The 15,636-nt window shown below is 69.8% G+C and carries 17 protein-coding genes and 1 pseudogene; 9 read left to right on the plus strand and 9 right to left on the minus strand.

Annotation, left to right across the window (positions count from 1 at the left end):
• Positions 1–471: 471 nt before the first annotated feature.
• A pseudogene (locus CLV67_RS53975) lies at positions 472–660 on the plus strand (CCA tRNA nucleotidyltransferase); the annotation flags it as partial.
• A 27-nt stretch (positions 661–687) separates the two neighbouring features.
• Here CLV67_RS53975 and CLV67_RS43465 read toward each other — a convergent pair.
• From CLV67_RS43465 to CLV67_RS43480, 4 genes are all read right to left on the minus strand, one after another.
• Entirely contained in the window at positions 688–2,850 is a 2,163-nt protein-coding gene (locus CLV67_RS43465) for a bifunctional copper resistance protein CopD/cytochrome c oxidase assembly protein (protein ID WP_373873209.1), read from the minus strand.
• Positions 2,851–2,890: 40 nt separating this feature from the next.
• A complete protein-coding gene (locus tag CLV67_RS43470; RefSeq protein ID WP_106329490.1) occupies positions 2,891–3,478 on the minus strand; it encodes a vitamin K epoxide reductase family protein in 588 nt (195 codons plus the stop codon).
• The gene (locus tag CLV67_RS43475; RefSeq protein ID WP_106329492.1) at positions 3,475–4,116 is read right to left on the minus strand and encodes a DsbA family protein; all 642 of its coding nucleotides are present in this window, start codon (positions 4,114–4,116) and stop codon (positions 3,475–3,477) included. The genes CLV67_RS43470 and CLV67_RS43475 overlap by 4 nt, the downstream gene beginning before the upstream one ends.
• A gap of 248 nt (positions 4,117–4,364) precedes the next feature.
• Positions 4,365–4,745, minus strand: a complete 381-nt coding sequence (locus tag CLV67_RS43480) for a hypothetical protein (protein ID WP_146169532.1) — start codon at positions 4,743–4,745, stop codon at positions 4,365–4,367.
• Between the two features lie 50 nt (positions 4,746–4,795).
• Here CLV67_RS43480 and CLV67_RS43485 point away from each other — a divergent pair, with 50 nt between their 5' ends.
• Positions 4,796–4,990 carry an HAD family hydrolase gene (locus tag CLV67_RS43485; protein WP_203737695.1) on the plus strand — a complete coding sequence of 65 codons (195 nt, stop codon included), beginning with the start codon at positions 4,796–4,798 and terminating at the stop codon, positions 4,988–4,990.
• Between the two features lie 15 nt (positions 4,991–5,005).
• Here CLV67_RS43485 and CLV67_RS43490 read toward each other — a convergent pair whose 3' ends face one another.
• The gene (locus CLV67_RS43490) at positions 5,006–5,575 is read right to left on the minus strand and encodes a CGNR zinc finger domain-containing protein (protein ID WP_106329496.1); all 570 of its coding nucleotides are present in this window, start codon (positions 5,573–5,575) and stop codon (positions 5,006–5,008) included.
• Between the two features lie 48 nt (positions 5,576–5,623).
• Here CLV67_RS43490 and CLV67_RS43495 point away from each other — a divergent pair, with 48 nt between their 5' ends.
• The 3 genes from CLV67_RS43495 (at position 5,624) to CLV67_RS43505 (ending at position 7,522) form a co-directional block, all read left to right on the plus strand.
• Entirely contained in the window at positions 5,624–6,163 is a 540-nt protein-coding gene (locus CLV67_RS43495) for a GNAT family N-acetyltransferase (protein ID WP_106329498.1), read from the plus strand.
• A gap of 163 nt (positions 6,164–6,326) precedes the next feature.
• Positions 6,327–6,746: a response regulator gene (locus tag CLV67_RS43500; protein WP_106329500.1), complete on the plus strand. Its 420-nt coding sequence runs from the start codon at positions 6,327–6,329 to the stop codon at positions 6,744–6,746.
• A 20-nt stretch (positions 6,747–6,766) separates the two neighbouring features.
• Positions 6,767–7,522 (plus strand): class I SAM-dependent methyltransferase, encoded by a 756-nt coding sequence (locus CLV67_RS43505; protein WP_106329563.1) that lies wholly within the window; start codon positions 6,767–6,769, stop codon positions 7,520–7,522.
• A 22-nt stretch (positions 7,523–7,544) separates the two neighbouring features.
• Here CLV67_RS43505 and CLV67_RS43510 read toward each other — a convergent pair whose 3' ends face one another.
• Complete coding sequence (locus CLV67_RS43510) at positions 7,545–8,123, minus strand: TetR/AcrR family transcriptional regulator (protein ID WP_203737697.1); 579 nt, start codon at positions 8,121–8,123, stop codon at positions 7,545–7,547.
• 38 nt (positions 8,124–8,161) lie between these two features.
• On the opposite strand from CLV67_RS43510, the gene CLV67_RS43515 reads away from it, so the two are divergent.
• Positions 8,162–8,536, plus strand: a complete 375-nt coding sequence (locus CLV67_RS43515) for a nuclear transport factor 2 family protein (RefSeq protein WP_106329504.1) — start codon at positions 8,162–8,164, stop codon at positions 8,534–8,536.
• Positions 8,537–8,602: 66 nt separating this feature from the next.
• Here the strand turns inward: CLV67_RS43515 and CLV67_RS43520 are convergent, their stop codons facing one another.
• The gene (locus CLV67_RS43520) at positions 8,603–9,640 is read right to left on the minus strand and encodes a glycoside hydrolase family 26 protein (RefSeq protein ID WP_239166831.1); all 1,038 of its coding nucleotides are present in this window, start codon (positions 9,638–9,640) and stop codon (positions 8,603–8,605) included.
• 196 nt (positions 9,641–9,836) lie between these two features.
• Here CLV67_RS43520 and CLV67_RS43525 point away from each other — a divergent pair, with 196 nt between their 5' ends.
• Positions 9,837–10,544, plus strand: coding sequence for a VIT1/CCC1 transporter family protein (locus CLV67_RS43525; RefSeq protein WP_106329506.1), 708 nt, complete (start codon positions 9,837–9,839; stop codon positions 10,542–10,544).
• 45 nt (positions 10,545–10,589) lie between these two features.
• Here CLV67_RS43525 and CLV67_RS43530 read toward each other — a convergent pair whose 3' ends face one another.
• Together CLV67_RS43530 and CLV67_RS43535 are read right to left on the minus strand one after the other, a co-directional pair.
• Positions 10,590–11,708 carry a DUF723 domain-containing protein gene (locus CLV67_RS43530; RefSeq protein ID WP_106329508.1) on the minus strand — a complete coding sequence of 373 codons (1,119 nt, stop codon included), beginning with the start codon at positions 11,706–11,708 and terminating at the stop codon, positions 10,590–10,592.
• 71 nt (positions 11,709–11,779) lie between these two features.
• Positions 11,780–12,538 (minus strand): DUF723 domain-containing protein, encoded by a 759-nt coding sequence (locus CLV67_RS43535; protein WP_106329510.1) that lies wholly within the window; start codon positions 12,536–12,538, stop codon positions 11,780–11,782.
• Between the two features lie 214 nt (positions 12,539–12,752).
• Between CLV67_RS43535 and CLV67_RS43540 the strand changes: the two genes are divergently transcribed.
• Both CLV67_RS43540 and CLV67_RS43545 read left to right on the plus strand, forming a co-directional pair.
• A complete protein-coding gene (locus CLV67_RS43540; RefSeq protein WP_106329512.1) occupies positions 12,753–14,210 on the plus strand; it encodes a cellulase family glycosylhydrolase in 1,458 nt (485 codons plus the stop codon).
• Between the two features lie 58 nt (positions 14,211–14,268).
• Positions 14,269–15,603, plus strand: a complete 1,335-nt coding sequence (locus CLV67_RS43545; RefSeq protein ID WP_146169533.1) for a hypothetical protein — start codon at positions 14,269–14,271, stop codon at positions 15,601–15,603.
• Positions 15,604–15,636 lie beyond the last annotated feature (33 nt).

Consider the following 15,636-nt stretch of genomic DNA (forward strand, 5'->3'; position numbering starts at 1 on the left):
AAACTGCTGCGCGTGTATCGGCTGACCGCTGTCATCGCCGAAGCCGGCCTGCTCCGGGAACGCGTGACCGAACTGAGCCACGGAGTGCTCGCCGTCCTGCGATGCGGCCTGGCCATGGTGCCGGTGAACGAACCGGACCGCGCGCTCGTCGAAGAGCGGCTGGCCGAATGGTCCACGGCCGGCGTGCTCGCCTTCGTGGAGGCCGACTTCTTCGGCGGCGACGGGCACCAGACGGCGACGGTGTGGCGCGACGGAGCATTGGCCTGGGGCCCCGTCGTCGACGACAGGTTCGACGGTCCGCGGGAGCAGTGGCCGATCAACGCCGCTCTCGCACAACTCGGGGTGCGGCCCAGCGGCGGGCCCAGGGACCTTTTCGACCAGGTCGGCCTCGGCATCGAGCGGGACGTGGCCGATTGGCTGGCCTACGCCCGTGCCGGTCTGACACCGGAACACCTCGAGGCACAGGCCCGGGAACGCGAGCTGGCACGAACTCCCGCCGACCTCGACGGCCGGGCGATCATGGCACTGCTGGACATCCCGCCCGGGCCGTCGGTCGGCGCGGCGACCCGCCGGTTACGGCAACTGCGCCTCGAACGCGGCCCACTCCCCCGCGAGGAGGCCGAGTCCGAGCTGCGCGAATGGGCCTTCGAGCAGGGCATCCGCCGGACGCTCGACGTCGACGGGCACCTATTCGCCGTCCGCGCGAACGCCTCCGGCGGTACCGACTACACGTGGCTCGACGGACCCGACCCCGGCTACGGGTTCACCAGCAGTGCCGCCACCACCGGCCTGACCGTCGACGGGCACCGGGCGAGCATCCGCGCCTTCCTGGCCGCCGTCGACCCCGCCACGGGGCACGTCGACGACGCCTGAGCGCCGGGCGAGTTCCGCGAGCATGGCGTTGTAGGCGGCCAGCTCGGGATCCTCACCACCGGCCGCCTCGGCACGGTCGGCTGCCCGGTCACGGCGGCGGGCCTCACGGTCGTCGGCGCGCATCCACTGCACCAGCAGCGCACCGAGCACGACGGCCATCGGCAGTTCCCCGAACGACCAGGCGATGCCGCCGCCGGTGTGCTGGTCGGCGAGCGGTGACACACCCCAGGGGCGGGCCAGCGAGTCGTACCAGTCGGCGGCCAGCAGCCGGGTCGTCGACATCAGCGCGATGCCGAGGAAGGCGTGCAGCGCCATGGCCGCGAACACCATCACGACGCGCAGCGGGTGGATCGGGCGGCGCGGGCCGGGGTCGACGCCGATGACGCAGGAGAAGAACAGGAACCCGGTGGCGAGGAAATGGCCGACCATCGCCAGGTGGGCGGCGTGCGAGCGCAGCGCCAGCTCGTACAGGCCGGTGAAGTACATCGCGTACATGCTGCCGACGTAGAGCACGAACACGACCAGCGGATGCGCGACGATCCGCGCGGGCCGCGAGTGCAGGGCCGCGAGCAGCCATTCGCGGGGGCCGGGCCAGGCCGGGTCGGCGGCCGGGCGCAGCGCGCGCAGGGCGAGGGTGACGGGTGCGGCCAGCACCAGCAGGATCGGCACGACCATGTTGAGCAGCAGATGCTGGAACATGTGGACGCTGAACAGCACCGGCGCATATCGGGCCAGCCCACTGCTGGTGGCCACCGCCAGCACGGCGCATCCGGCGAGAAAGAGCAGGATGCGGTGTACGGGCCACGCGTCCCCACGACGGTGCAGCCGGACGGCACCGGCCAGGTAGAGCCCGGCAGCGACCATGGCGACGCTCAGGTACAGCGGCTCGGGCAGCCAGTCGCCGAAAAACGCCCCGGCGCTGACCGGCCCGGGCATCGGGAAGCCGAGCAGCGCCTGCGCCGGGGTCTCCTCCTGCTCGATGATCGCCGGCGGGGTCCGGGACAGCGCCACGGCGGCGCCCATCGCCACGGCGAACAGCAGGATCTCTCCCGTGGCCACCAGCGCGAAACGGCGGCGGTCACCGCGCTCGAGGGCCGGCATGGCGAGCCGCCGCTGCAGCAGGCCGAGCAACACGAGCCCGGCCAGGACGACCGCCTTGAACAGCATCAACTGCCCGTAGCCGCTGGTCACGAGAGCGCCGGGGCCGGGCACGCGGATCCAGGCGGAGATCAGGCCGGACCCGATCACGGCGACGGCACACCAGGTGGCCAGCGGCGAGAACCGGCGCACCGCGACCGCCGGCGTCCGGCCGCTGAGCAGCAGCGCGCCGAGCCCGCCGGCCCACAGCACGACCGCGAGGACGTGGATCAGCAGGCCCGAGACGGCGACCTGGTGATTGCCGCCGGCGGCCGCGTGGCCGGTGAAGATCGGCGGCACGACCGCGAGGACCGCCGCGATCAGGGCGAGGACGCTTCCGCCGTACGTCAGCGTCCGCAGGCAGATCACCGCGGTGACGCCTGCCAGCACCGTGGTGAGCAGCAGCGCCTGACCGAGGGTCAGCGAAGTGACGAAGTTGCCGACGGTCGTCGGTGTCACGATCTCCGCGACCGGCCTGCCGAGCAGATCCGAAACGGTCAGGCAGATCTGTGCCACGGTGGCCGCCGCCCACAGCAGCGCCGTCCGGCGGGCCGCGCGGATGCGACGGTAGGCGTCGGCGGACAGCTGCCGGCCGTGCCGGGGCGACAACGCCACGGCGGCCAGCAGCAGTCCGACGGTGCCGATCGCGGACAGCTCACCGATCAGCTCGGCGGTCGGCAGCAACCAGGTCGTCCATCCCGGATCGGGCAGTCCCGGGATGACTTCGCTGGTCGCGCCTCCGCCGTACCACAGGAGAATTATCAGCAGACCGACGGCGACGGCCGCGAGGACCGCGACCGTCGCCAAGCGCCGCGGCAGTGTCCCGCTCACAGATATCACTCCAGATCGTCGTTCCACGAGCCGGGAAAGTTCCCGCGACTCAGATCAGGGTGCTCCAGTAGTCCCGGAACTGGACGCCGATGAGACTGATCAGAATCAGCAACCAGACCAGCGGTACGGTGCTGTGCACCGCCAGCAGCAAGCCGGTGAGACGGCGCGGCGCCGGCAGGTGTCCACGTTCGGCGTTGTGCAGCGTCAGATACGAGAAAATCAAGATCATGACTACCCACACCACCATGCAGTACGGGCAGAGCGCACCGATCCGGTAAAGGCTCTGCACGAACAGCCAGTGCACGAAGACGACCCCGAACAGCGCCCCGGCCTGCAGTGACAGCCACCACCAGCGCGGCAGCCGAGCCCCGGCCAGGACGGCGACACCGGTCGCCGCGACCACCGGGAACGCGGCCACACCGATCAGCGGATTCGGAAAGCCGAACACCTCCGCCTGCGCGGTCGTCATGACCGAACCGCAGGACAGGATCGGGTTGATCGAGCACGACGGCGTGTAGGACGGATCCTTGAGCAGCGCGATCTTCTCGACCGTCAGCACGAAAGCGGCCAGCGCCCCGATCAGCCCACCGACGGTGAGGATCCAGCCGATCAGCCGGTCGGAGAGGACCGGCCTCATTCGCCGAGCCCCTTGTCGACGGCCGCCTTGAGCGCCTCGTAGGTGGGCGCGTCGGTGAACCGCTCGCCGTTGACGAAGAACGTCGGCGTGCCCTGCACCCCGAGCGCGGCACCGTCGGCGGCGTCCGACCTGACCCGCTCGGCGACCTCCGCGCTGGCCACGTCGACCTTGAACTTCGCCATGTCCAGCCCGAGCTCGGCGGCGTATCCCTCGAAGACCGGCGCCCGGGACTCCTCGGTGTGGCCCCACGCCGCCTGGTTGTCGAAGAGTTTGACGTACATCTGCTCGAATTTGCCCTGCCGCGCGGCGGCCTCGGCGGCATGCGCGGAGTTGTAGGCGTTGGGGTGGCTCGCGATCGGGAAGTATCGCACCACGTAGGTGATCCGGTCGCCGTACTCGGCCCGCAGCTTCTCCACGCCGGGGTACGCCGCGCCGCAGGCCTCGCACTCGAAGTCGAGGAACTCGACGACGGTTACCTTGCCGTCGGCCGCGGTGGAGAGCCGGTGGCTGTCCTCGCGCACGACCTCGGCGGCACCTGCCGGCGGTTTCGGTTCGGTGAGGTCGACGGCCACGATCAGCAGCAGCACGGCGAGGGCGGCGCCGAGCACGCTCAGGGTGACCTTCAGGTTGGTGCTCATGCCCGGTCTCCTGGTCAGCTGCCGGGCGGCCTTGCCCGCCCTCCGCGACGGTTTCGTTCCGGTCCTGCTCGACGACATGGCTGGTCCTTCCTTCCTTGAGGGGATGACAAAGTCCTTGAGGGGATCACAAGGTGATCGAGATGCGTTGATGTTCCGGTGCGGACTTCCGCCCAGGCAGATTCCGGCGACAGGTTCAGGCCGCCCGCGAACAGACGCGGTGCGGCGTGCGGTGCCGGATCAGAGGTTTGCTATATGCGCAGAACGCCCGGCCGGGCAGGCACCGCATCGGTGGCGGTGACACAGTCGGCGGCCGGGAGCGGCACGGCGACGAGACCCGGTGCGGTCAGCACGACGGGCAGGATGAAACCGGTCATCTCGACGGGCGGACGCAGCCGCGGCTGCGCGGCCGTGGTCCAGGTGTCACCTTGGCGCTGCTCGTGCGAGGGTGCCGGATCAACCGGATGGCCATGCCCGCACGAAGCCTGCATGACGGCGACGACCGGGCTCTCGACGTCAGCGCCGAAGTTGCCGGGCGGCGACAGCAGGCTCACCGCGAGCAGGAACACCGCCATGACCGCGGCCACGATCGCGGACGGCCGGTGGCCGGGGCGATGTGGACGCGCGGGCATGCTGGAAGACTACAACCCGGCCGCCGTCGCCACGGGGAAGGATCCCGGGAGTGAAGAGGTACATCCTCTTCGATCATGGCGGCGTTCTGGTGGACACCGAGTTCTGGTACTTCAAGGCCGGCGAGCGCGCCCTGGCGGACATCGGCTTCACCCTGGACAGGGAGCGGCACCTGCGGGACATGACCGACGGGTCGGGCACCTGGCCCAGGACTTCTCACCGGCCACCTATCGGATCAAGACTCTGACCGGCCTGAACGACATCATCCGCGCGCCGGCCGGGTAGCCGATGCCGCGGCCGTGACACGTCGGCGGTAGTACCTGGCCTGGCGGTCGCGGTGGGCGCAGGACTCGTGACAGTACCGTCGGCGCGGATGGTGCTGCACGAAGAACAGGCAGCAGTCGGGGGCCTCGCAGCGGCGGAGCAATCGCGCCTGGCCCTCGGTGAGCAGTTCGATGCAGGCGGAGGCCAGGCCCCCGAGGAGCGCGGCGTCACCGGTTGCGGTGCCTCTGCGGCTGTCCGCGGCGAGCGCCCCGGTGGACCGCCAGATCATCTGCGGGGACGTCGGCGCCTCTGCGGCAACCTCGTTGACGTGCATGATCGCGGCCGCGGGTGGCTCTGTGCCGGCGACAGTCGCCGTGAACAGGTTGTGGACGCTGTCGCGCAAGGTCCTGGCCGCCGCCGTGTCCCGCGCCGGGTGCGTGCCGGCCGTGGTGAACCACAGTGTGGCCAGTTCGGTCGTGCCGAGGAGGTCCTCGCCGCCGTACAGCGTGTTGGCGAACTCCACGACCAGCGGTTCGGTGCCCAGGATCGGCAGCTCTACGTCATCCACCCGCTTATTCTATGCTGACGGTATGAGGGGCATGTTACCGTCAGCCGCATGATGGCCTGGCGACACGTCACCCCCGACGACTTCCCGCTGCTCGCGCGCTGGCTGGCGCAGCCACACGTGGCCCGCTGGTGGAACCACGAGACGTCCGCGGCCGCCGTGGAACGCGACTTCGGGCCCTCCGCCCGCCGCGAGGAACCGAACGAGGACCTTCTCGCGTTTCTCGGCGGCATACCGGTCGGACTGCTGCAACGCTCGTTCCTGCACGACTATCCCGAGTACCTCGACGACTTGGCGCCGCTCACCGCGGTGCCGCCCCGCGCGATGACGATCGACTATCTGATCGGCGACGCGGCAGACATCGGCCGCGGCATCGGCACCCGGATGATCCGCTCGGCGCTCGAACAGATCTGGGCCGACCACAAGGACGCCGAGTGTGTGATCGTGGCGGTGCACGCCGACAACCCCCGGTCGTGGCGGGCGCTGGAGAAGGCGGGCCTGACCCGCGTCGCCCACGGCGAGATCGCCCCGGACAACCCGATCGACGACCGGCGCCATTACGTCTACCGGACGGATCGGCCCACGAGCTGACGGGCGCAGCGAAAAGTCCCACCCGCGAGGTACCGGGTGACAGGCGGTTCGTTGCCTTGAACACCAGTGGCGTCCTGGCGCTAAGCGGTGGGGCGACGTGGCCGATCCAGCATGCGACGTTCCGGTTGCCGGCGAGGCTGAGGCCCGTTGCAGGGAGATGGTCATGGCATTGCTCGTAGTGGCTGACGACGACACCGACATCCGGGAGGTGCTGTCGCGCCTGCTCCGGCGCGACGGCCACACCGTGATCGCCGCCGACAACGGCGAGACGGCGCTGCGGGAGATTCTGGCGCGGCCCGGCGTCGACGCCGTCGTGACGGACATCGACATGCCACAGATGTCAGGCCTGGAGCTGTGCCGCAGCATCCGAGCCGACCGGGAGCGATCGTGCCTGCCGGTGATCCTGGTGAGCGGCAGCCTCATGCCGGGTGACCAGCGACCACAGCAGGTGCAGGCAACCGCCCTGCTGCCGAAACCGTTCCGGTCGGCCGAACTCCTGCGATGCCTCCGCGCGGCTCTTGCCGACGGTCATGAGCCCGGGCAGGCGCCGTGCGTCTGCGGCAAGGACGCCGCCACGATCTGACCGAGGCTACGCTCGCCACCATGGGTTTCGAGGTCGCCGCTGAGGCGTACGGGAAGTTCATGGGCCGCTTCTCCGAACCGCTGGCCGCGACGTTCGCCGATCTCGCCGGCATCGGCCCGGCACGACGGGCGCTCGATGTCGGCTGTGGACCGGGAGCGCTGACGGCGGAACTGATCCGGCGGGGCGGGACTGTCACGGGGATCGATCCCTCGGAGGCGTTCGTCGCGGCGAGCCGGGCACGGTTCCCCGGCGTCGACATCCGGCTCGGCTCGGCGGAGGACCTGCCGTTCGGCGACGACGCCTTCGACTGCGCGCTGGCGCAGCTCGTGGTGCACTTCATGACCGACCCGGTGGCGGGACTCCGCGAGATGGCCAGGGTCACCCGACCCGGCGGTACGGTGGCCGCCTGCGTATGGGACCACGCCGGCGGCCACGGTCCGCTGTCGCCGTTCTGGCGGGCCGTCCGCGACCTCGACCCGGATGCCCGCGACGAGTCACGGCTGGCCGGCACCCGTCAGGGCGAGCTCAACGAGCTGTTGACCGCCGCCGGGCTGCGCGACGTGACCTCCACCGTGCTGACGGTCACCACCCGGTTCGCCGGCTTCGAGGAATGGTGGGAGCCGTACACGTTCGGCGTCGGTCCGGCCGGTGACTACGTTCGCGGCCTCGACCCGGCCCGCCGGGAGGCGTTGCGCGACCGGTGCGCGGCGGCCTTCGGCGTACGGGGGCCGTTCGATGTCACCGCCGCGGCGTGGGCGGCGGCCGGGCGCGTCTAGGACGTACGGGTCCCGGCTCCCCTCAAGGGCGGCCGAGCAGGCGCAGGATGCTGTGCCGCAGTACGGCGGCCGCGGCGTCGCCGGTCATGCGGCCGGCCGTGACCTCCGCGGCGGCCGCGTGGCCGAGGGCGACGGTTGCCGACACCAGCCACGCCGCGCTGACGGTGTCGTCGATCTCGCCGGCGTCCTGGCCGCGCCGGATCAGCGGCTCCAGGCGTGCGACGACCGGCTCGTGCTGCCGTTCGGAGTCGGCCGGGCCCGCGACGGCGGCCGATGGGTGCCGCGTCAGCGGGTAGCGGTCGGACAGTTGCCACGTGACGTCCAGCCACGAGAGCAGCGCGTCGGTGACGGTGTCGCTTCCGGCGACGGCGGCGTCCAGGGCGGCGACGGCTTCGGCGGTGATGCGGTCGATGACGGCGGCGACCAGCAGCGGACGAGACGGGTAGTGCGCGTACACGGTCTGCCGGGTGACGCCCGCCGCTGCGGCGACCTCCTCCACCGTCGCCTCCGGATGGCGGCCGAGCACCCGCACCGCGGCCTCCAGCACCGCGGCGGCGCTTCGTTCGGCGTCCGATCGGCGCCGCCGCCTTACCTCTGACACGTTGTCCAATTTACATGGCGGCCGTTATCCTTGACAGCATGTCAAAGATAGATCGCCTGATGGACATTCTGGTGCGCTATCCGCAGGAGGCCGGGCTCACCGACGAGGAGCCGGCCGCCGTTCTGGACCGTTACCACACGCCGGACTTCGAGCTGATCAACGATGGCGTGCTGCTGGACCGGCAGCGGCTGCTCGACCACATCACCCCGACCCGCAAGCGGGTTGCCGCCGTCCGCGTCGAGGTGGATCAGGCACTGGTCGACGGTGACCAGGTCGCCGCCCGTACCCGGCTCGTCGCGCAGATGCGCAACGGGCGGACGATCGCCACGGAGATCTACATGTTCGGAGAGATGGCCGCGGACGGCCGGTTGCGCCGTGCGGTGCAGGCGACGCGGGCACTCCCGGCCGAGTGACTCACCGGCGACGACGAGTGAGCCGCCACCCCGATGGGATGGCGGCTCACGTACGGTGCCGGTGGGTCAGCCGAGCTTCACGTTGAAGATCGGGTTGGCGGCCAGCTTGCGGAACGCGGCCAGGCCGGCCTTGGTGCTGTCGATGCTGATGTCCCGGTTGCCCTCGTCGTCGTTCTTCGTGTCGAAGTGCACGATCGCCTTGATCGCGGGCCGCTTGGTCAGCTGCGGGATGACGCTGTTGTACACCGCGGACTTGTCGGTGGTCCGGCCGATGCGGTGGTAACCGCCCCACTCGGCGATCATGATCGGCTTGCCGGCGTGCTTGGTGGTCGCCCACTCGTAGAAGCCGAGGCCGCCGCCCTTGGGCTTACGGTCCAGCAGGTCACCGAAGGTGCCGTAGTGGTAGTAACCCTTCTCGACCGAGACGTACGAGTCCAGGCCGATCCAGTCCACGACGTCGTCGCCCGGGTAGAGGTCCTTCCACCAGGACTGCGCCATCCACTTCTCGTTGCCCATGTAGGCCATGACGTTCACGACGTTGCCGGCGCCCTGGGCCCGCAGCCGCTTGATCGTGTGCCGGTACATGGCGGCGAAGTCCTTCGCCTCCCAGCCGGAGCCGCGCTTGGCCACGACATCGTTCTCCGGCTCGTGGTTGAGAACCAGGAAGACCTTCTTGTCGTACGCCTTGATGCGCTGAGCGAAGGCGTCGATGCGCCTGTTCTGCTCACCCTTGGCGACCTTGGCCCAGTTCGAGCCGTACGCGATCTTCCAGTTGAGCAGCAGCACCCGGGGCTTGGCCGGGTCCTTGGTCATGGCGATCTCGGCCTTGGTCGGGAACGGCTCGTCACCCTTGTGGTACGTGTGGAAGATCGTCGCGGTCCGGCCGCTCAGCTTCTCCCAGTTCTTGTGCTCCACGTCGCGCGGCTTGCTGGTGAAGCCACCAGCGGCGCCACCCCACATCACGCCACAGGACGGCACGAGCTTGGCATCGGTGGTGCAGGATCCTGCTGCTGCGGCGGCCGCGGTCGGCGCCACAACGTTGGTGATACCCGCGATTACGGCGGTCAGAGCTGTCAGGAACATCGGCAGCTTGGCACGTCGCAAAAAACTCTCCCCCGGTTTGTCCGGCGCATGTCCGCCGGGCATGGGAAAGAGATTCCAGGTCGTGGGGTGCGGGACCAGTGCCCGTGCCGGTGCCGCACGGTTGCGCGTTTCCAGCCCCCGGGGCGAGCGACTCGCCACGGGTGATCGGCCACCTGAAGGCGGGGTTTACGGTCTTGTGGAAGCGCGAGGAGGCAGCATGGCCACGCACCCGGACGAGCCGCACGACGAATCCGTCGCCGGACGCCTGAACTGGTTGCGCGCCGGGGTACTGGGCGCGAACGACGGCATCGTGTCGACCGCCGGCCTGGTCGTCGGCGTCGCCGGCGCCACCACCGCGGCCGGCCCGATCCTGACCGCCGGCATCGCGGGCCTGGTCGCCGGTGCGGTGTCGATGGCGCTCGGCGAGTACGTGTCGGTGAGCAGCCAGCGCGACACCGAGAAGGCACTGCTGGACAAGGAGCGCCGCGAGCTGGCCGAGTTCCCCGAACAGGAGCTCGAGGAACTCATCGCGCTGTACGAGCAGAAGGGCCTGAGTCCCGGCACCGCCCGGCAGGTGGCGATCGAGCTGACCGCCCGCGACGCCTTCGCCGCACACGCCGACGCCGAGCTGCACCTGACGCCGGACGAGCTGACCAGCCCCTGGCAGGCCGCGATCGCGTCGGCGATCGCGTTCACCACGGGTGCGCTGCTCCCACTGGTGGCGATCCTGATGCCGCCAACGGGCCTGCGGGTGCCCGTGACGTTCGCCGTGGTGGTCGCCGCGCTGGCCGGGACCGGATATCTCAGCGCCCGCCTCGGCGGGGCCCGCCCGCTGCGGGCGGTGCTGCGCCTGGTGTGCGGAGGCGCGCTGGCCATGGCGGTGACCTTCGGCGTCGGCGCGCTGGTCGGCAGCACGGCCATGTGAGCGGACGTCGTTCGCCGGTTGGCGAGCTCGCCTCGTGCCCCCGGCTCAGTCGCTCTGGCCCGTCACCACGGCGAGCAGCCTCTCCTCGATGGTGGTGGCATCGGTCAGGCGGAGCAGCGTCCAGCCGTTCCTCGCCGCCCATTCGTCCTTGATCCGGTCGCGACGCCGTACCCCGTCGAACAGCGCGTCGGCCACCTCCTGCGACATCGATCCCCACCTGACCGGGCGGCTGTGCTGAATGCCGTCGAACTCGATGAGCAGGCGTTGCTCGACGAGCGCGAAGTCGAACGCCAGAGGCCGGATGTCCCGGCAGTCGTGGTCCCGCCACTGATGCTCGTAGCGCAGGCCGAGCGCGCTCAGATGACGGGCGACCGCGCTCTCGCCTTTCGAGGTCGAGCAACGTGGGCATCCGCTGCCGGCGAGATGCACGGGTGGAACCTGAAGGAACCGGCCGTGCCGGGGGCAGCCGATGGCGACCCGCGTCATCGCGTTGCGGTAGTCGACGCTCGAATAGTCGTAGGTGTCTCCGTGCACGACACGAGACCGGGTGACGAACAGATCCGTGGTGCCGGCGATCGCGATCCGTCGTGCCTGCACCCCACACGACGGGCAACCGGATCCGTTGAGGTGGCTGGCCGGCGTCTGCTGGAACTCACCGTGTTCCCGGCAGAGGATCGTCACCTTGACATGCGACCCGGCGAACACCGTGCCGCCGTAGTCGAACCTGCTGCCGTGAACGACGAAGGCTCGTTCGAGGAAGGCCTCGAGGTTCCCTGCCCGCGCGACGGAGATGCGGCGGAATCCGCACTCGGGACAACCCTGACCGCCCAGATGCGCGTTGGGAGCCTGGCGGAACGGGCCGTGCTCGGTGCAGACGATCGTGACCGCGACATGGCTGCGCGTGTAGTCGACCCGTGAGTAGTCGTACGTGTCACCGTGCACGTCGCGGGCCTTGCCCACGAACGACGCCGTCGTGCCCGCTTTGGATTCGCCGATGGCGCGGTTACCGCAGACCGGGCAGCCGCACCCGGCCAGGTGGCTGGACGGGACCTGCTCGAACGGCCCGTGCTCGGTGCAGACGATCGTCACCTTGTTCTGGCTGCGGTGGTACTCGACCCGCGAGTAGTCGTACCGTTCGCCGTGCACGCGTAGCGCCTTCGTCATGAACGCCTCGACGGTGTCGGCGCGCCCGCGGGCGTTGCTCTCCCGCGCGCAATCAGGACAGCCCTGACCGTTCAGATGACCGTTCGGCGTCTGCGGAACCCGCCGTGGGCGGGACAGACGATCACCACCTCACGCTGCGCCCGCACATACTCGACCATCGAGTAGTCGTAGGTGTCGCCGTGAACCGTCCTGGCCTTGCGCACGAACTCCCCGGTCGAGCTGGTGTGGCTCCGGGAGCGCGCCACGTTGGCGCACGCCGGGCAGCCGGAGCCTCTGAGGTGGCTACCGGGAAGCTGCTCGAACGGCCCGTGGTCCCCGCAGACGATCGTCACATCGGTCTGACTGTCGACGTACCGGACTTCGGCGTACGAGTAGCGGTCACCGTGCGCCTCGGCCGCCGCGGCGAGGAACTCGTCCGTACTTCCCCTGCGAGCGAGACCTCGTTCCCGGTCAGCGCATCGCGGACACCCTGCCCCGGACATGTGGCCGTCGGGCACCTGGAGGAACGGCCCGTGATCGCCGCAGACGATCGTGACGCCGGTCCGGTTGTTGACGTATTCGACCCTTGAGTAGTCGTACCGGTCGCCGTGGACCCGGCGGGACCTGTCGATGAAGAGGTCGCTGGTCAGCCTCACCCGGCCACCGCAGGAGGCGCAGCCCTGGCCGAACAGGTGTTTAGCCGGTGTCTGCTGGAAGCCGCCGTGTTCAGGGCAGATGATCGTCACCTTGACCTGGCTGTTCACATAGAGGGTCTGCGAGTAGTCGTACCGGTCGCCGTGCCTCTCCCGGGCCCGGGCGACGAACTCGACAGCGGTGAGTCGTTGCGCCACCGCACCACCGTACGGACCCCGGGCCCGGCGGTCATGACCGGTGACCGCCGGTGAAGCCCCAGAACCGGGCACAGGAGCCACGGGCGGGACGATGTGTGGCACATCGCAACCGTTGTCGACCGGCCATCAGCGACATACCGTCATCGATAGATGCTTCCGCGTGACCACACCGCGAAGCCCTCCGAGATGATCCCCCTGGAAGGCCTGGTCCCCCATGCGCCGTCTCCCCCTGCGCGCCCTCGTCCTGGCCGGTTCCCTGCTGCTGAGCATGGTGCTGCCGCCGGTCTCCCCCGCCCACGCCACCCCGCCGACCATGGCGAGCCGGATGGCCGCGGTCCAGTCCGCGAAGACGATCAACTACTACCCGTCCAACGCCGGGTGGACGTTCATGTGGACCAATTTCGACCCGGTCCGCATCGACGCGGACCTGACCAGGGCCGCCGCGCTCGGCGCCACCAACGTGCGGGCGATCATCTTCCCGCAGACCTTCGGATATCCCACACCGGCTCCGGCGTACGCCCAGAAGCTCAGCCAGTTCATCGGCATCGCGGACACGCACGGCCTGAGCGTCAAGCTGACGCTGTTCGACTGGTGGTCCGGCTACTCCGACGTGGCGAACAGCATCACCTGGGCGCAGTCCCTGGTGACGCCGTACGCCACGGATCCGCGCGTGATCGCCGTCGAGGTGAAGAACGAGTTCCAGCCCGGTGACGCCGCCGCGGTCACCTGGGTCCGTCAGGTCATCCCGGCGATCCGTACCGTCGCTCCTGCCATGCCGTTGACCCTGTCCGTCGACGGAGGCACCGGCGCCACCGGGATGGCGAGCATCAGGTCGCAGCTGGCCACCACTCCGCTGGACTACTACGACTTCCACTTCTACGGCGCCTCGGAACGCTCCCTGGCCGAGATCCGCCGCGCCCAGAACGCGGTGGCCCCCGACCCGATCGTGATCGGTGAGACCGGCGTCAGCACCCACACCGGCACCGAGGGCGAACAGTCCGCCTATCTGGCCCGGGTGTTCCGCGCGTCCTTCGAGGCCGGTGTCGGCTCGGTGGCGCCGTGGACGCTCAACGACTTCGCCGCGGGCGCGATCCCGCCGAACTCGGCGGTGTCCACCATGCCCGCCCAGTACAAGTTCGGCCTGTACCGCACCGACACGACCGCGAAGAGCAGCGCGTCGGTCACCGGTACCGCGTGGACGACCGGGACCACCTCGAACAGCGTGCTGAACCTGGGCTTCGAGTTGCCGCTGATCGACTCGCCGTGGCGCAACTACCAGCCTGCCGCAGGCACCGCCGCGATCACGTCGGAGTCGTCGCGTACCGGCAGCAAGTCGGCCCGGTTCCACGGCACGACCCGTAACGGCAGCAACCTGCCGTCACTGCTCACCTCGCCGGTCACGCCGGTTCAGGGCGGTCATCAGTGGCACGCGGAGGCGTACGCCCGCGGGGTCTCCGCCACCGGGATCACCGAGATCGCGCTGAGCTGGTTCGACATCAACGGCGCCTGGATCAGCCAGAACACCTCGAACCGCCTGCCGGTCGGGAACTCGAGCTGGACCCTGTTGTCGGTGGACGCCGTCGCCCCGGCCACGGCGACGAGTGTCCAACTGCACCTGAAGTCGGGCGACAACACCGGGACCGTCTACTTCGACGACGTCGCGATCTCGTGATGATCTCAGTTGATCATTATTGATAGACTAACTTGCGCTGCCATCCAATACTCTAGGGATGGATGTGAATACGGGGGGTAGCTCCGCCGAGGGACCCGCGGATGTCGTCGTCGAGCTGACCGCAGCCGAAGCCGCGTCCGGTACTCCAAAGACGATCACGCCGCCGAACGGCGAGCCCGTCATGATCTATTTCCCGCCGGGCGCCCAGGACGGCATGGTGCAGAACGTCGACCTGCCGTGGGTCGACCCGGCCACCGGATCGGCGACCACCCGGACCGTGTCGGTGTTGATCCGGGTCGTTCCCGGCGGTCCGCTCCCGCCGTACGGCCCGCCGCCCGGTCCTCCCGGATATGCGCCGCCCGGCTACGCCCAGCCCGGCTATCCCCCGCCCGGCTTCGCCGCGCCCGCCCAGCCGCGGTTCGGCACCCGCGCCCGGGTCATCGCCGGTGCTCTGGGCATCGTCCTCATCGGCGGCCTGTGCCTGGTGCCGACCCTGTTCCGGGGCAGCGACGCCAAGACCACCGGGAGCAGCACCACGACGACCACGGCCGCGGCCGATCCGACCGCGGAGGCCGTCGTCACCAGCCCACCGCTGGATCCGGCGTCGTTCCAGAGCGCGCTCGACGCGGCCAACCAGCAGCTGACCGACGGCATCAACAAGCTGCGGCAGGCCACCACGCCCAAGGCGGTGTCCGCTGCCGCCGACGACCTCGCCCTCACGGTCAGCTCCCAGGCGTCGTCGCTGTCGGCGATGACGCCGCCGGAGGGCGCCGCCACGGCGCACCGCGACCTCGTCGACGCCCTGTCTGCCTTCGAGGACGACATGACGGCGGTGTCCAGCTCCGCCGACAGCCGCAACGTCTGCACCGGTGGCTCCGCGAGCGCCGAACTCAGCCGGACCGAGGGCGCCGCCGATCTGCGGACCGCGATCGGGGCACTCGCCGCCGCCGACCCGGCCGCGAAGTTCAAGTTCGGGTCGTTCCTTCCGGGGCCGACCAAGGACCAGAACCGCCGCAAGGCCAACGGCAGCTACATCACCCGCACGACCGGCGGCAGCGGCCAGCTCAAGATCGACAACGGCAACAACGTCGACACCGTGGTCAAGCTGGTGAAGGTGGGGTCCAAGAAGCCGGCGGTCTCGGTCTACGTGCGAGGCACCAAGAAGGTCACGACCGGCCGCATCAAGGACGGCACCTACCAGGTGTTCACCTCGTCGGGCGCCGACTGGGACGGCAAGCGGTTCGCACGCAACTGCCAGTTCAGCAAGTTCGACTCGAACATGAAGTTCACCACCACATCCCGGCAGTACACGATCTGGGAGATCGGCCTGAAGACGCGCCTCGGCGGGAACGTGCGATCGTCCGAAGTCGACCCCGACTCGTTCCCGGACTGACAAGACCAAGGACCGAAGCAGAACGGCCCGGTC

The organism is Actinoplanes italicus, from assembly GCF_003001815.1.
GTDB classification, from domain to species: domain Bacteria; phylum Actinomycetota; class Actinomycetes; order Mycobacteriales; family Micromonosporaceae; genus Actinoplanes; species Actinoplanes italicus.

Coding starts and splice junctions, on each gene's coding strand:
- CLV67_RS43470 (WP_106329490.1), bottom strand. CDS start 3,478: ATGAGGCCGGTCCTCTCCGACCGGCTGATCGGCTGGATCCTCACCGTC.
- CLV67_RS43475 (WP_106329492.1), bottom strand. CDS start 4,116: ATGAGCACCAACCTGAAGGTCACCCTGAGCGTGCTCGGCGCCGCCCTC.
- CLV67_RS43480 (WP_146169532.1), bottom strand. CDS start 4,745: ATGCCCGCGCGTCCACATCGCCCCGGCCACCGGCCGTCCGCGATCGTG.
- CLV67_RS43495 (WP_106329498.1), top strand. CDS start 5,624: ATGATGGCCTGGCGACACGTCACCCCCGACGACTTCCCGCTGCTCGCG.
- CLV67_RS43500 (WP_106329500.1), top strand. CDS start 6,327: ATGGCATTGCTCGTAGTGGCTGACGACGACACCGACATCCGGGAGGTG.
- CLV67_RS43505 (WP_106329563.1), top strand. CDS start 6,767: ATGGGTTTCGAGGTCGCCGCTGAGGCGTACGGGAAGTTCATGGGCCGC.
- CLV67_RS43515 (WP_106329504.1), top strand. CDS start 8,162: ATGTCAAAGATAGATCGCCTGATGGACATTCTGGTGCGCTATCCGCAG.
- CLV67_RS43525 (WP_106329506.1), top strand. CDS start 9,837: ATGGCCACGCACCCGGACGAGCCGCACGACGAATCCGTCGCCGGACGC.
- CLV67_RS43530 (WP_106329508.1), bottom strand. CDS start 11,708: ATGACGAAGGCGCTACGCGTGCACGGCGAACGGTACGACTACTCGCGG.
- CLV67_RS43540 (WP_106329512.1), top strand. CDS start 12,753: ATGCGCCGTCTCCCCCTGCGCGCCCTCGTCCTGGCCGGTTCCCTGCTG.
- CLV67_RS43545 (WP_146169533.1), top strand. CDS start 14,269: ATGGATGTGAATACGGGGGGTAGCTCCGCCGAGGGACCCGCGGATGTC.